This is a genomic window from Phormidesmis sp. 146-12 (assembly GCF_052939495.1).
Genome location: NZ_JBJPHS010000136.1, coordinates 1 through 14,425, shown reverse-complemented (window position 1 = coordinate 14,425; position 14,425 = coordinate 1). Strand labels below are relative to the sequence as shown.

The following is a 14,425-nucleotide window of genomic DNA, read 5'->3' as shown; positions in this document are numbered from 1 at the left end:
TTGGGGGGCAGAAGCGTTAAATACCGAAGCGAAAAAACTCTATCGAATTCACGTTCTCTTAACGTGAATTCGATGAAATCCTTCGCTGCCGTCACAAATCCGGGCAGCCCCCCACATCCCCCACGAGTGAGGGACTTTAAACGAAAAATAGTATCTAATAGTCCCCCAGATTGAAGGGTTGGGGAGCAGAAGCGCTGAAGACCGAAGCGAAAAACTCCCATCGAATTCACGTTAAGAGAAGTTCTCGCCCAAGGTTTTTGATTATGGCTCCGGGAACTGATGCGATCGCACCTCATCCGCAAAGGACTGCACTGCATTCTTGATCAAGTCGTGCAGATCTAGATAGGATTTCGCAAACGGAGGCTTCCAGGTCGAGAGTCCCAAAACGTCTGTGGTGACGAGAACTTGACCGTCACAGTGAACCCCTGCCCCAATGCCGATCGTGGGGATCGTCAGCTTTTGAGTAATTTGAAGGGCTAAAGCTGAGGGGACGTGTTCAATCACGATCGCAAAGGCTCCCGCTTGCTCAAGGGCGATCGCTTCACTCAAAATCCGATCGCTGGCTTCGGGGGATTTGCCCTGCTGCTTGAAACCGATTTGCCGAACAGACTGCGGTGTGAGTCCCACATGTCCCATTACGGGAATGCCAGCCTGCACCAGACGGGATACTGTTTCAGCGATCGCCGGATACCCCCCTTCCAGCTTGACCGCCTGCGCCCCCGTCTCTTTTAAGACTCGCCCGGCTGAATGAATGGCCTGTTGGGAACTTTCTTGATAACTCAAAAACGGCAAATCCACGACCAGCAAAGCGTTTTTGACCCCTCGCCGCACTGCTTTAGCGTGATGCAGCATCTCATCCAAGGTAATCGGCAACGTCGTCTCATAGCCCAACGCCACCATCGCGAGAGAATCGCCCACCAAAATCACGTCAACTCCAGCTTGGTCGAGAATTTGAGCGATCGCATAGTCCCACGCGGTCAAAACCACGATCGGGCGTTCTTGCTGTTTGCGCTGAATAAGCTGCTGTGGCGTGACAGGCATTGAGGTGTGGGGTGTAAAGTGTGGGGTTATGAAGTGTGGAGATTCTGTACCGGATTGTCCAACTTCTATTTTCGCCTCTATTTTCAGCCGAGCGGCTCGATTGAGTTTAACAACGGCTAGTGAGCTTTGCGTCTGCATCTCCATTCCGCCACTGCAATGATTTGGTAGCCCTCGCTTCTCACCAATAAGTATTGCTACGCCAGCCTTTGCAGCCAAGTGTCAGGGCTTTGGCGAAGGTGCAAGATTGCAAAAACAGTCAAACGTCCATCGTCAATCACATAGTAGACACAGAATGGAAATTTCTTAGTCAATACTCTGCGAATACCAGCAGCAACCTCTCGACCTACCTGGGGAAACTGAACTATGACTGCAAATACAGCATCAACGGCATCCAAAAACTCTAACGCAAGCTCTATGCGTTGCTCGGCATACCATTGGGCTGCGGCATCAAGATCCTCTTCAGCCCTAGAATCAAGCACAATCGGTAGATTATCGCTCACTATATTTGCTCAATAATCTTTGCTTCACCTCCTCCCATGTGCTCAACGATGAATTGCTCTGCGAGGCAACACGTTCATTTACGATTTCTAAATGCCACTGAGGAATAGGTAGCTCATCATCTGTGGTGACTATCAAATCCCAGAGCTGCTGAACGTAATTAATTTGTTGTGTTTTAGTGAGTTGCTCAAATCCTGGTGGAGGAGATAGGGGTTGAGAAAGGGTCATTTGGTACTATGGGAAGAAACTGGCATCATGATAAAAATTATAGCGGCTGTGCGAGAGGACAGGAAACATAGCACATCCCGCATTTAATAAGAGTTTTGACACACAACTTGACAAGGATTAGTTCCTCGGTGTCTGCACTGGATTATTAGAGGATTCAGCTAGTCGCTTCTGTAGCACTACTCGGTATTCCTGAAGATCCTTGGCTTCTTTGGGGGACGCATTTTTAAGCCATCTGTCCACAATTGCGATCGCACTGCTCCAATCTTTCTTATTTACTGCAATATTTAGAGCATCTCGAAGCTCCTCCTGAGTAGAACCGGATGAAATTGGTGGCACTTCTGTGATTTGGGTTATCGGTTTGTCGGCTTGGCTTGGCTTTGAGCTAGAATCACCTCCCGAAGGCGGTTGAGTCTGTGATCTTAAAGAACTTGTAGAAGTTGAGGGAGTTGTAAATGAACCATTACCAGTTGAAGGTAGTCCAGGTTTAGGGGATGGTCTTAGCCTAAATTTTTCTCCTTCAGGAATCTCAAGCGCCCACGTGTTGAGTGAAGTTTCAAGCATACGAAACGCCCCTGATGCTCCTTGAGATTTGTCAGTTTTAATTTTCTTTGTTTTCTCATCAATTAAGACTTCATCAGCACTTACACCTCCAACTATTTCTCCTTGTTTTCTGGAGAAAGGAAGACCTTGAAGCTGTTCTCCATCAAAAGTGATGAAGCATTCGTCAAGCTGAGGTTCAACAGATTTCATGGAGAACCAGCCACTTTTCGTTCGATTTCCTTCTACTAATGTTCTTTTTTGGTTTCCCCTTAAAAGATAGGAGATTTCTCCCCTAAAAGTGTTTTGGGTTTGTGTAATGGTGAATACTTCAGTTCCTTGTATCACACAAGGTGTCGGCTCAAGAGTTTTGGGTTTGGCGGGAATTCTCAGCGTAGCTTCACCTAGGAGACAATTCTCAGAAAAAGAATAAGAACTCAGCCAATTCAATATAGGCAACCGCCAGATTGTTGAGCCACGAGAACAGGGGTCAGGAATCAACCAAAAGCCGAGCAATAGTAGAGCAGCTACAGTGCCAACAGTGATTGGAGGCATGAGATGGGAAACGATCGGAAGCGGTGCCAATGATCCCAGATTATGGCGGGTGACAGCGGCACCATCGGTATCCCCTAGTGATTCTCAAAGAGTCAGTGCTTGTGTGAGACGAGAACGAGCAGTGCTACTGTCGCCCAGAGATAGGGCACGTGTGCCAAGCTGATGTAACGCCCAAGATATGGATTGTCCATCGTTGAGTGCTTGTGAGGCTTGAAGTTCCCATTGCAGAACTCGTTCCCACATTCCCCACAGTCCGTTAAATACCAGTGCGCCTTCCAATCCTTGACCAAGTTTGATTACATCTGCATATCGACCGGACTCGAAAGCCCATTCCAGGATATTTGAGATGGCATCGACGTTTTCAAAGACTTGACTAGGTTCTATCTGTTGCTCAACTAAGGTCGTGAAATGATTTAGCGCCTCTTCTCGCACATCAGTCAAATGTGTTGCTTGATTAAGGACTTCACTGATATCGGAGGTAAGCTGATATTTGGAGTCAGAAACTTGAACGAGATCCTGTTCTGCTAACGAGTTCAAATGTTTACTGATGTTAGGAATTTCTGCTGCATTAGCGAACAGGGCAATTAGAAGAGAACTTCCTGCAACCCCTAAAACAGCCAAAAGTTTCAATATTCGGCGGTCAGGCTTAGAAAGCGATTCGACGATTTTTGTGAGGTCTAAAGACACAAGCAATGGATTTTTTCGGATCTCCTCAACAGTTTCTTGTAGTGATTGATTTCTGTATTTTTTTCTACTTTTTGCTAGCTCGACTGCTCGTCGGATTTTCTGAGGATGTCCGTTCACTCCCTTGAGTTCTACAAGGATCTCTGCTGCTTGGCGATCTTCATCCTTTAAAAGGTCTCTCCACTGTCCTCCACTCTCAAAATGAAAAAGTTCGTCTTGAGTTTTAGCTCGTCCCCTAATGAATTCTTCAGCAACAACATCAAGGGCATCATCAAGCTCTAATTTACCTACTTTGAAAATAGATTGCGCCACTGAAGCAAGAGGATCGCCTTTGCGCCAGGTGAACACAAATCCAGACCCTGGCATCTCATTACATAGTTTCCGAACCTGCTCGGAAGATAATTTTGTGTTATGAACTAGAACAAGTGCTTTTCTATCTTGTAAATTACTCTTAATCTTCTTGGCACCATACTTTATGCCATCTTTTTCCTCGTAGTAGTCATAGAAAATCTTCTCTAGTAGGTCTAATGCGGTAAGGTAACGGTCTCCCTCTGGAACATCAACTACACCGCCTGGAAAGCTAGTGACAACATCAGCATGGGCGATTTTTTCTAACAACCATTCTTCTGACTCTGGTTCACCATAAAACCCAGTAACTTTCTTATCGCCATCTAGAACTTTCAACGCCTCTACTGCTTTATTAAACGCATTTTTGTAGCCCATCTCTCTTCTGGGACGATCGGGAACTGGAGGAGATTTCAAGCGAGGAACGGGTTCAGAGAACTGTTTATCAAGCACAGATACATCCACTCTGATTCCTAAACGAGACAGAAAGGTCAGTGTTAATCCCTCAAAAGTCAGTTTCCCAATGACGCGAGGAATGAGCGATCGCCAACGAGGATCGTGGTAGTGAAACCGATCATGTTCACTTTCTAAACCAATCCATTGATCAAAGATCACTTTTGCTGGAATGGCTTGACCACCCACCACTTCTAAAACATTCAAAATTAAATCTGCTTTCCGCCTGCTTTTAATAATTCCGCACACTTTCCAAGTGCGGCGATTTAGTAGTGGAGCGCCACTTAATCCATGTCTAATGCTTTCGTGTTTTATAGTAAGAAACTGTTCATTTTTACTTCTTCCCTCACAAATAGGACTGATTGAGAAACCACCTTCATCAGGAAAACCATAACTGTAGAGTTGGTCGTGAGGATCAGCTTCTCTGTCTAGATATACACATGGATGTTCTGTGTAAGAGATTGTGAGAAGTGCAAGATCTCTTTCTTTACTCTCTACACGATCAATCTTCTCTATATCCTCTGCTATAAATTTCTTATCTTTCCAATAAATTTCTATCTCATCATCTTTAGCTGCTTCTAGTACATGATTACAAGTTAAAATTTTCCCTGGAGCGACGAAGAAACCAGTTCCTTTCTCCCTGGATGTTTTTATCCGGACAGTACAGCTTTGAAACAACTTATAAATTGACTGGTCAGCCACGTACATACTCCTTTTTTTGTCTACTCTTTAGTCCACTCCATCGTGATCTTGAGATTTGCCTTACTTGTACCTTTGACGATCAAAGCTGTTAGCTGCCCAGACTCATAGCCAAACTCAACACCGAATTCGATGCTGGATTTACTAGGTTTGAATTTTTTGAGACTTTCAACGACTGAGCCAGCGATTCCCTCGATCGCATCAGTCACCTCTTTAGGAGATTGAATCCTTGCTCCCACATCTGACTCAATCTCTTCACCTTCAACGCCAATTTGAAGACTAGAACCAATTACGGTTGCTTCAACCCTGATTTGTACTCCGTTCTCCAATTGAACTGGAATATTCTCAATCTGAGAGTCCTTTAAAGTTTCCATTGCGCCGTGCGATCACTGACTATATTCTAGGTAGATTATAAGTGCTTTTCTTGCCTAAAATATCACAACGAAGCTGATGGATTGTAGTGACTGAGAGGGCTAACCAGAGGGTCAGTTCCAGAAACTTCAGCTTACTGAGAGGCTCGACTAAACACAGAATGGCGTTGAGTTTGATAGCTACTCATACTGACCCAGGCCAGTCCGTCACTGGTGCCGACCCAAAGCTTGTTGCCTGTATCGGGCGAGACGCTGATCACCTGACTAGATGGAAGATTGCCCACCTGACCGACGATCGCCCCATTAAAGGGATTGACGCGAAACAGCCCACTGGTCGTACCCACCCAAATGCTGCCGACTTTATCAAATCGGGCTGAGGTGATGTTGCGTCCTCTGAGTTGGGTGACCGATCGCACCACTCGCGATTCTTTAGCATTTACTTCCAATAAGCCGTTGACAGTGCCAGCCCAGACCGATCCCCTGGAGTCGAGCGCTAAGGTTTGTACCGTTCCCTCAGATAAGCCTGTGATTTGATTCATAATCAGAGCGCTTGCGGTGTTGACCTTCACTAGTCCGTCCAGGGTGCCCACCCAAAGCTGACCGTCCGCATCCAGACTCAGGGCATTTGCGCTTACTCCTGGCAAATTTTTGAGCGTCGTCATTAACAATCCCTGGTCAGGACTGATCATCGCCAACCCCTGGTCAGTGCCTACCCATAAATAGCCACGGTTGTCCAGTTGTAGCGAGAGAACTCGATTGGAAGGCAAAAAGAAATTTTGAGCCGTGACTTCATTGGTGCGGGGATCGACGCGCTGTAGTCCTTCATAGGTGCCGACCCAGATGCGGCCCACTTTGTCTTGAGCAAGGGCACCGATCGTCACATTGGGAATCGTGACTCGCGCCAAAACTCTGCCCGTGTTGGGGTCAATCTTCGCTAATCCCTGCCAGGTGCCGACCCAGAGATTGCCCTGATAGTCTCGCTGTAGGGCGCTGACTCGGTAATCTGTCCCGATCGTCGTTTCTTCTTGCTGGCGACGTTGACTGGGTAGAGGCGGCACAAGGGGCGGAGGCGCGATCGGCGGATAGATGGGCGCATCAGACCGAGGAGTTGACTGAGCGATCCCTTGCGGATAACTCGAAGAGATCGGACTAGCGATAGCAGCGTTTCCCCCGGTGTGCAAGCCCAAAACTAGCAAAACTCCACCAACCCTTTGACAGACGCGAGAGAATGACATCACTAAACTCCTCAGAAAATCTCCTCAACTCCGGGCTAATGGGCTTCCCCTAGCCTCGCATCGCCCATGATACTGCTACAAACTCAGGCCGCATGAATTTCGTGGTTGTGCGCTAGAAAACACGAGTTGCCAGGGGCTTCGAGATAGGATAGCGCCGATCATCGCAAAGTATACCTGATGCAGCTTTTAAGACTGAATAGATGGCTGGGATTGGCTTTTCTGCTGGTGGGGTTGGGGTTGGGCGGTGCTCGATCAGTCAGCGCAAGAGTCGTGCAAACAGATTTGACCCTTGAGGCAGAGATGAGTCCTTCGTTTGCAGCCCTGATGCAGCAGGCGGAGCAGTTGGCTGAGAAATCAGTGTCTCAAGCGTTTAAGCAGGCTGATGTCACAGAAGTTTTGATGCGGCTATCGGGCGATCGCTCTGGAGAGTCCGTTCCTCTGTTAACGGTGAAGGTGACGCGATCGGATTGGCAAAAGGATTCTCGGCTGCGATCGCATGCTCGTTATTACAGCATCGCGGCCAGACTGCTCAAGTTTGAGGGTCAAGTTGCCCAAACTGCCCCGCCGTTCAGTTCCATTTCTCAAAACTCAGCAGATGACCCTGCTTTTCGAGATGACTAAGAGCAGGAATTAAAATAACCTGCACTTTTGGGTGGCGGTTCAAATCGCTTGCAAAAACAAAGGATTGTGAATTTGATGAAACGGACGATTGCGTGGATGTGTTGAGACACGCGAAATGCCCCAATTTCGGCCATTGGCGGTGCCTTTCTCGATCGCTCACCACACCCTACAAAACTCAATGTCATCTAATTCTTATTTCTAAGAAAATTCACCAGGTTTATCAAGTTCATGATCCTTAACGTCCAAAACTTCTCAGTATTAACCCAAGGATTATCCTCCCTTAAAGTCAGATCCCTATACTGCTGAGGTGAGAACGGTTATCAGCCCTATAGCCTTCTATATCAATGACCCGTCTCAGTGAAACGAATCAATACTCAGGGTGCTTGTTGAGGCTTTTGCCTGGTTTTTTAGTCTTCTTCGAGCTGTTTTTCCTCTAGAGAGATTTATGTCTTTAACTCGCAGACAACTGCTGATTTTTTTTGGGAGTAGTGCCGCTACCACCGCATTAGTCCCTACCTTTGGTCAAAAACTTTTTGGGAGTGACTCCTCAGTCGCAACGGCTACCGAGCTTTCATTTACCCCAGTGCGGCTGCCTCATCCCTTGCCAATTTACCAAAATCAACGCAGCTTCCTGGCGATCGCCAACGGTCAAGGAACGCTCTTGGGCGAAGCTACCTCCCCAGCTCAGATGAATTTGAGCAGCTATACGCCGATCGATGATGTGGTCGTGCCTCCCGAATATGAGCGCTACTTAATCGTCAGTTGGGGCGATCGGGTGTTTCCCAATGAAGAAGAGTATTTTGGCTACAACTGCGACTACACGGGCTATGTACCGATCAATGGCAACCGAGAAGGCTATCTGTGGGTCAACCACGAATACGCCAGCTTCCCGATCTCGCGGTTTGCCCCCGAAGCTCCGGCGGATATTACAGAAGCATTTCAGGAAAGTGGGCCGATCGTCATTCCAGGCTTTCCGACGGTGAAAGGCCGCGAACTATCGGGTGAGTTTCTCTACAATCTGGGCGGCTCGATCGTGCGGATTGCCCAGGGTAGAAATAGACGCTATGCCGTCGTCAAAGACTCCAAAAATCGCCGTCTGCATGGGTTGTCGGGTCTGGGGATCAATCGCGATCGCTCCGACTCCTACAGCGCTATTACCTCTTGGGGCAGCAAATCCTATCAACAGGGCGATCAAAATTATCTGATTGGCACGGGCCCCGCCGCCACCGAAGTCTTTGCAGCCATCAACTCAGACGGACTGGGCAACCGCATCATCGGCACAGCCTACAACTGCTCTGGCGGCACGACCCCTTGGGGAACCATTCTCTCTTGCGAAGAAAACTTCCAGGGAAGCAGCGCGTTCTTTGTAGGAGTCACCGAAGCGGTCAAGCCCGACGGAACCCAGACCGGATATAGCACAGGCACAACGGGAACCGAATTTGGCTTGGTCGGCGAAAAGTACGGCTGGACAGTAGAAATCGCCCCCGGCGATCCAAACTACCGCCCTCGCAAACACACCTGGCTAGGACGATATCGCCATGAAAACGTCGCCATGAGAGCCGAAGCAGGTAGAAAATTGGTGGCTTATCTAGGGGACGATCGTCGTGGCGGTCACACCTGGAAATTTGTCAGCAAGGGCAAAATTACCAACCCCAAAGACAAAAAAAATAGCCGTCTCTTTGAAGACGGTACGCTCTACGTCGCCAAATACAACGCGGACGGAACGGGCGAATGGTTGCCGTTGAACCTGAATTCTCCAACGAATCCGATTCCTCCTAGCGTCTTATCTTCGGTGGAGTTTGCCGCTTTGGGGTCAGCCCAGCGCGAAGGACTGTTGCCCTTACCGCGTCGCAATGGAGTAGCTGGACAAACCGTAGACGGCGGAAGCTTTGCGCTGACTCGTCTCAATGAGGCGGCTGCTCTACCGGGTTACCAGGGCAAAAAGCTATCTGACTTTTACACCTCACAAGGGGCAATTTTGGTCGATGCTTTTCTGGCGGCTAACCTGATTGGAGGAACGCCAACCGCTCGCCCAGAGGATCTCGAAGTTCATCCCAAAACTAAGGAAGTCTTCATCGCCTACACCGATGGGGCACCCGGCAGCGATGGCTATCCTGATTCGCGAATTTTTGTAGTGGCAAAGTACAGCGATGCACCCGCAGACACTCAGCAGTCAGGCGGACTCTACAAAATTATCGAAAACAGCCGAGACGGAGCCGGGACTACCTTCCGCTGGCAGCGATTTGCTCAAGGCGGCGAAGCGGGGTCTAAAGATGGCGCAGGGTTTGCCAATGTGGACAACCTGGCCTTCGATAAGCTTGCAAACGTCTGGGGTGTCACCGATATGTCTACAGGCACTCACAACGGATTTGAGGTGGGCGCAACTGGCAAGCCAACCTCGATCAATCACACCAGCAAAGGCAATGTTTCTAGCTTTACAGGAGTCTTTGGCAATAATTGGCTGTTCTACATCCCGACTCGTGGACAACACGCAGGTGAGGTCGTGCCGTTTGCCTATGGGCCACCTCGCTGTGAAATGACGGGGCCGACTTTTGTAGGAGAGACGCTCATCATTGCGGTGCAGCACCCTGGCGAAGATTGTCCCTTTGTGCCCAAGGTTACCTTGAGTCGTGAGATTGAAGTGCTGGCGCTGGATGGCAGCTTGTTTAACCAGACTCGTACTGTCTCTCGTGGAAGCAACTGGCCCAGCAATCTGCAAGGCGATTTAGACGGGCCGCCCAAACCTGCTGTGATCGGCATTCAGCGCAAACGATCGCTGGGCAGATTCACCTAATCCTTGAGTCGAGTGAAATTTTTGCCCTGGTTGCAAGCCCTGGACTAACTGAAGTCCTTACCAGCAAGCGACTTTAAGCCAAAAATTTCCTCAAATTCACACCAAAAAAGGGATAGAAAACGATCGCTCGTCTCTATCCCTTTCCTGTTTTAAATCAAGTCTCGAACTATCTGTGTTTACCAAGCCACTTAGCGGCGATCGCTCCAAAAGCAGCACCGACCAAAGGATTGCTCATAAACTTCACTAGCGCAGGCTGGTCAGCCAATACATCTTGGAAGATGTCGGGATGGTTGTGGTAGGCAAAAGCAGCAAGTTTACTCACATCATCGGCGTGCATCCGGCTGGCGTGGTGGGTCGAGAGTCCCAATTGCTGTTCGAGTTCGCGATCGTTCAAGCCCCGTTTTTTGAAGTGGTTGAGAAATTCTTTAGCAACATCATCGCGCTCGTTGGGTTTGATTTGAGCGATCGCTTTTTGAAGTTCTGGCTCCATTTGAGTGGAGGGAATGCGATCGGGATGAAAGGATTTGCCAAAGAGTTGACGGCGCTCTTCGCGGGACGATCGTTGAGCAAAATCGTCAAAATTTTCGTAGTTTTCCGAAGCGTCGTTAGGAATAATATCGTCCGCAGATTCTTTGTCTCCCCGCGCCAAATCTTGCATAATCTGACGTTTATATTCGTCGCTGCTGGGCATTTGATTAAACTCCTGCTAATAATTTGTAAGCGGATTCTTGAAGTCTCAAACTGCAATTTTTACAGTCTCAAATTCTATCCTTCGTACTGAATTTGCTTGGTGGCATTGTCGTACTTTGCAGTCAGAATCAGCTTCTTATCTGGCGCATACATCAAGACTGTCAGATCGCGATCAGGGGCATTTTTACGAAAGCCTTGTACCAGAGATTTTGCCAAAGGACGGACTTCGTTTGGGCGCACCTGAGAAGAAACCACCACTCCTAGTTTGTCACTGCCCCGGACATACGCATCTTGAACCAAGCCCTTGCTTGTTTGCACAACCCAATCACCAAAATTTTGGCCTGCTTGAGTCGTGCCGCGTTCAGTTTGACCGTAACTTTTATTAACGCTGACTTGAGGGTTATTGCTAACTTTTTGGCTCCCCGATGGAGAAGTCGCAACGGCTCCCTGACAGGCAGTTAGCGCCAAAACCAAAACTAAGGACAACGCAAGCAAAGCTTTACGAAATTGTTGAGGTAAACTCACTTTATTCTCCTTTTAAGCTACAAGCTTGATGAGTTATTTAATCCATAAAAAAAGCCTGAGAAACCACTAGAGTCGCCCAGACTTTTTTGAAGTTAACTATGCTTTATCGACGACATCTTTAACGCCATCTTTCACATCTTCTTTCGCGTTGCGTGCGGTTGCTTCGGCTTGCTTTGCTTTGCCTTCAACTTGGTCACCAGCGTCACCTGTCACGTTGCCCAACGCTTCTTGAGCTTTACCTTCGATATTCTTACCAGCAGCCTTAGCTCTTTCTTCTAAACTCATGATCTTTCTCCTAGTGTTTAATTTGGTTGACTGGTATTTGTCATTTACCAGCTACATCAAGACTAGGGGACAAAAGTTGATTAGCCATCTTTCACAAGTTGTATTAAAAATAACAGTTTTAAGGTGATCGTCTCTCTCCTCCGACAGACCAGCTAACTGAAACGCTACTGAATTGAAGTAATCGTAACCGTCACTGATCCCTGACCCAACTGAACTGATAATGCTTGCCCAACCATTAGCTCAGAAGCCGATCGTGCGATCGTCCCATCTTCCAATCTCGCCACCGCATATCCGCGTCGCAGCACTGCCTGGGGATCAAGGGTCGTCAGCTTTTCTTGCAGCATTTGATGATGTTGAGTCGCTTCTTGAAAGCGTTGCTGCGTGGATTGGATCAAGCGTCTTCGCATCCAGGAAACCACCTGCGCCTCTTGTTTAAGCTGACGATCGAGCTTCAACCGTTTGAATCGATTCCGCAGATTCTGCAAGCGATCGTTCTCCACCGCCAGGTATTGCTGAACGGCGATCGTCAACTGTCGAAACCGCTCTTGATGCTCGTCGTGAAGATCCGCTAGACAGGGAACTGCCTGTTCTGCTGCCGCCGTGGGCGTATGGACAAACACATCTGCCGCCAGATCCGCCAAAGACTCATCGCGCTGGTGCCCAATGCCCGCAATCACAGGAATCGAACAGTTCGCCACCGCCCTCACCACCAATTCATCATTAAAACAAGCCATATCTTCGATCGCCCCGCCGCCGCGTGATAGAATTAGTACATCCGCTCTAGCATCTCGCTCGACTCGTGCGATCGCGGCCACGATCGAAGCAGGAGCCTGTTCTCCCTGGACAAGTGCCGGAGAAAACAACACCTGCAACCCTGGATAGCGGCGTTTGAGCGTGCGTTGGATGTCTCCCCAGGCTGCGGCTTGCGGCGAAGTCACCACTGCAACCGTTTGGGGGTGGGCTGGCAACGGGCGCTTTCGCTCTGAGTCAAACAGTCCCTCAGCCTCCAACCGATGCCGCAACTGTCGATAGCGCAAGGCACGCAGACCTTCTCCCGCAGGCAGGGCTTGCCAGACAATCAACTGGTAACTGCCCCGCTGAGGATGAACCTGCACCCGACCTAGCAAAATCAACTGTTCTCCGGGGGCTGGCAGCGCAGCTAATTTGTCGAGTTGGCTACTCCAGACCACACAACTGATCGCAGCCTTGGCATCGGGGTCTTGCAGCGTAAAAAACAACCCGCTCCGATACTTCGTGGCGCTCGAAACCTCCCCCGTCACCCACACCTGACGAAGCTGGTCATCTTGCTCTAGAAGAAACTGAATGTAAGCCGTCACTCCGCCCACAGAGAGCGGCGCATCTGGAACCATCATGCTAGGCAGATTCATTGACATCGCGTGTAACCTGGAGGAAGGGCCACTTAAATAATGAACGGTTTTTTGGTTACGATCGTGCTCTCCTGTGTTACAAACGTAAATTCTGAATCCCGACTGCGGACTGTTTTGCAGATACCGCAAGGGGCGCTCACCCTTTCCACATTCCCTCTACAATTTTTCTTTTTCTGAGGCGCTAATGGCTACTAGTAAATCTGAAACTTCCGACAAGCAAAAAGCCCTGACTTTGGTGCTAAACCAAATTGAGCGCAATTTTGGGAAAGGCAGCATTATGCGCCTCGGTGATGCCACCCGCATGAAGGTGGAGACGATTCCCACGGGTGCTTTGACGCTGGATCTCGCCCTGGGTGGCGGATTGCCCAAAGGTCGCGTCATCGAAATTTATGGCCCAGAAAGTTCGGGTAAAACGACTTTGGCGCTTCATGCGGTGGCCGAAGTGCAACGGGCGGGTGGAGTGGCCGCCTATGTGGATGCCGAACACGCCCTTGATCCCAGCTATTCAGCCGCCTTGGGGGTTGATATTGCTAACCTGTTGATCTCTCAACCTGACACGGGCGAATCGGCCCTTGAAATTGTGGATCAGTTGGTGCGATCGACCGCCGTTGATGTCGTGGTGATTGACTCGGTAGCGGCTCTCGTTCCTCGCGCTGAAATCGAAGGCGAAATGGGCGATTCTCACATGGGTCTGCAAGCTCGTCTGATGAGTCAAGCGCTGCGAAAGATCACAGGTAATATCGGCAAGTCTGGCTGTACGGTGATTTTCATTAACCAACTGCGGCAAAAGATTGGGGTGACTTACGGCAGCCCCGAAACGACCACAGGCGGTCAGGCACTCAAGTATTATGCGTCCGTTCGCTTAGACATTCGTCGGATTCAAACTCTGAAAAAGGGCAACGAAGAATTTGGTAACCGCGTCAAGGTGAAGGTGGCCAAGAATAAAGTTGCGCCTCCGTTCCGAATTGCTGAGTTTGATGTGATTTTTGGCAAAGGCATTTCGACGCTGGGCTGTCTGGTTGACCTGGCAGAAGAAACGGGCGTGATCGTTCGCAAGGGTGCCTGGTATAGCTATAACGGCGACAACATCAGTCAAGGTCGTGACAATGCGGTCAAGTACATGGAAGAAAAGCCTGACTTTGCCAAAGAAGTCGAAAAACTGGTGCGCGAGAAGCTAGAAATGGGCGCGGTAGTTTCTGCTAACTCTGTTGGAATAGCAGAGGCTGAAGACGAAGATGATGATGACTTTGATGCTGAAGAATAGGGGCGATCGCGTTCTCTAATGATTCTCTCAATGATGGGGGTGGGTGATGTACCTGCCCTTTTTTGTTGAAAATTTCTTCAATCCCGGTTGATACTTTGAGGAGACAGTTGAGCCGCAAATTTCAACTTGTGATAGCGCGATCTGCTAGAGCAGATATCCTGACTGCCTGACAAATCTTTTCTAATTGAGGGTAGAACCAGGTTTACAAACAA

General features: G+C 49.0%; 15 protein-coding genes. 3 read left to right on the top strand and 12 right to left on the bottom strand.

Annotated features, from left to right (window positions below; all coding sequences use genetic code 11):
• The 8 genes from ACKFKF_RS31050 to ACKFKF_RS31015 all read right to left on the bottom strand — a co-directional run.
• Positions 1-221, bottom strand: a 221-nt coding sequence (locus ACKFKF_RS31050) for a hypothetical protein (protein WP_446871233.1), incomplete at its 3' end; no start/stop codon positions are given.
• A 40-nt stretch (positions 222-261) separates the two neighbouring features.
• Positions 262-1,179: a 3-methyl-2-oxobutanoate hydroxymethyltransferase gene (gene panB / locus ACKFKF_RS31045; protein WP_446871232.1), complete on the bottom strand. Its 918-nt coding sequence runs from the start codon at positions 1,177-1,179 to the stop codon at positions 262-264.
• A 56-nt stretch (positions 1,180-1,235) separates the two neighbouring features.
• Complete coding sequence (locus ACKFKF_RS31040; protein WP_446871231.1) at positions 1,236-1,520, bottom strand: type II toxin-antitoxin system RelE/ParE family toxin; 285 nt, start codon at positions 1,518-1,520, stop codon at positions 1,236-1,238.
• 10 nt (positions 1,521-1,530) lie between these two features.
• A complete protein-coding gene (locus ACKFKF_RS31035; protein WP_446871229.1) occupies positions 1,531-1,767 on the bottom strand; it encodes an addiction module protein in 237 nt (78 codons plus the stop codon).
• A 117-nt stretch (positions 1,768-1,884) separates the two neighbouring features.
• A complete protein-coding gene (locus tag ACKFKF_RS31030; protein ID WP_446871228.1) occupies positions 1,885-2,859 on the bottom strand; it encodes a hypothetical protein in 975 nt (324 codons plus the stop codon).
• Between the two features lie 84 nt (positions 2,860-2,943).
• Entirely contained in the window at positions 2,944-5,043 is a 2,100-nt protein-coding gene (locus ACKFKF_RS31025; RefSeq protein WP_446871227.1) for a S1 family peptidase, read from the bottom strand.
• A 20-nt stretch (positions 5,044-5,063) separates the two neighbouring features.
• Positions 5,064-5,414 (bottom strand): CU044_2847 family protein, encoded by a 351-nt coding sequence (locus ACKFKF_RS31020; RefSeq protein WP_446871226.1) that lies wholly within the window; start codon positions 5,412-5,414, stop codon positions 5,064-5,066.
• 131 nt (positions 5,415-5,545) lie between these two features.
• Positions 5,546-6,646, bottom strand: a complete 1,101-nt coding sequence (locus ACKFKF_RS31015) for a ligand-binding sensor domain-containing protein (protein ID WP_446871225.1) — start codon at positions 6,644-6,646, stop codon at positions 5,546-5,548.
• 177 nt (positions 6,647-6,823) lie between these two features.
• Here ACKFKF_RS31015 and ACKFKF_RS31010 point away from each other — a divergent pair, with 177 nt between their 5' ends.
• Both ACKFKF_RS31010 and ACKFKF_RS31005 read left to right on the top strand, forming a co-directional pair.
• Positions 6,824-7,267: a hypothetical protein gene (locus ACKFKF_RS31010; RefSeq protein ID WP_446871224.1), complete on the top strand. Its 444-nt coding sequence runs from the start codon at positions 6,824-6,826 to the stop codon at positions 7,265-7,267.
• A 445-nt stretch (positions 7,268-7,712) separates the two neighbouring features.
• Entirely contained in the window at positions 7,713-10,061 is a 2,349-nt protein-coding gene (locus tag ACKFKF_RS31005; RefSeq protein WP_446871223.1) for a PhoX family protein, read from the top strand.
• Positions 10,062-10,227: 166 nt separating this feature from the next.
• On the opposite strand, the gene ACKFKF_RS31000 is transcribed toward ACKFKF_RS31005, so the two are convergent.
• From ACKFKF_RS31000 to xseA, 4 genes are all read right to left on the bottom strand, one after another.
• A complete protein-coding gene (locus tag ACKFKF_RS31000) occupies positions 10,228-10,752 on the bottom strand; it encodes a hypothetical protein (RefSeq protein WP_446871222.1) in 525 nt (174 codons plus the stop codon).
• A 74-nt stretch (positions 10,753-10,826) separates the two neighbouring features.
• Positions 10,827-11,276: a hypothetical protein gene (locus ACKFKF_RS30995; RefSeq protein WP_446862532.1), complete on the bottom strand. Its 450-nt coding sequence runs from the start codon at positions 11,274-11,276 to the stop codon at positions 10,827-10,829.
• A 96-nt stretch (positions 11,277-11,372) separates the two neighbouring features.
• Positions 11,373-11,561, bottom strand: a complete 189-nt coding sequence (locus ACKFKF_RS30990; RefSeq protein ID WP_446871221.1) for a CsbD family protein — start codon at positions 11,559-11,561, stop codon at positions 11,373-11,375.
• 164 nt (positions 11,562-11,725) lie between these two features.
• Positions 11,726-12,955, bottom strand: coding sequence for an exodeoxyribonuclease VII large subunit (gene xseA / locus ACKFKF_RS30985; protein ID WP_446871220.1), 1,230 nt, complete (start codon positions 12,953-12,955; stop codon positions 11,726-11,728).
• A 178-nt stretch (positions 12,956-13,133) separates the two neighbouring features.
• Here xseA and recA point away from each other — a divergent pair, with 178 nt between their 5' ends.
• Positions 13,134-14,213, top strand: coding sequence for a recombinase RecA (recA, locus tag ACKFKF_RS30980; protein ID WP_446862529.1), 1,080 nt, complete (start codon positions 13,134-13,136; stop codon positions 14,211-14,213).
• The last annotated feature ends 212 nt before the right edge of the window (positions 14,214-14,425 follow it).

What these genes read in the sequence shown, in the direction of transcription:
- ACKFKF_RS31010 (WP_446871224.1), top strand. Translation starts at nt 6,824, where the DNA reads ATGCAGCTTTTAAGACTGAATAGATGGCTGGGATTGGCTTTTCTGCTG.
- panB (WP_446871232.1), bottom strand. Translation starts at nt 1,179, where the DNA reads ATGCAGACGCAAAGCTCACTAGCCGTTGTTAAACTCAATCGAGCCGCT.
- ACKFKF_RS31030 (WP_446871228.1), bottom strand. Translation starts at nt 2,859, where the DNA reads ATGCCTCCAATCACTGTTGGCACTGTAGCTGCTCTACTATTGCTCGGC.
- recA (WP_446862529.1), top strand. Translation starts at nt 13,134, where the DNA reads ATGGCTACTAGTAAATCTGAAACTTCCGACAAGCAAAAAGCCCTGACT.
- ACKFKF_RS31000 (WP_446871222.1), bottom strand. Translation starts at nt 10,752, where the DNA reads ATGCCCAGCAGCGACGAATATAAACGTCAGATTATGCAAGATTTGGCG.
- ACKFKF_RS31005 (WP_446871223.1), top strand. Translation starts at nt 7,713, where the DNA reads ATGTCTTTAACTCGCAGACAACTGCTGATTTTTTTTGGGAGTAGTGCC.
- ACKFKF_RS31015 (WP_446871225.1), bottom strand. Translation starts at nt 6,646, where the DNA reads ATGTCATTCTCTCGCGTCTGTCAAAGGGTTGGTGGAGTTTTGCTAGTT.
- ACKFKF_RS31020 (WP_446871226.1), bottom strand. Translation starts at nt 5,414, where the DNA reads ATGGAAACTTTAAAGGACTCTCAGATTGAGAATATTCCAGTTCAATTG.
- xseA (WP_446871220.1), bottom strand. Translation starts at nt 12,955, where the DNA reads ATGTCAATGAATCTGCCTAGCATGATGGTTCCAGATGCGCCGCTCTCT.
- ACKFKF_RS30990 (WP_446871221.1), bottom strand. Translation starts at nt 11,561, where the DNA reads ATGAGTTTAGAAGAAAGAGCTAAGGCTGCTGGTAAGAATATCGAAGGT.
- ACKFKF_RS31035 (WP_446871229.1), bottom strand. Translation starts at nt 1,767, where the DNA reads ATGACCCTTTCTCAACCCCTATCTCCTCCACCAGGATTTGAGCAACTC.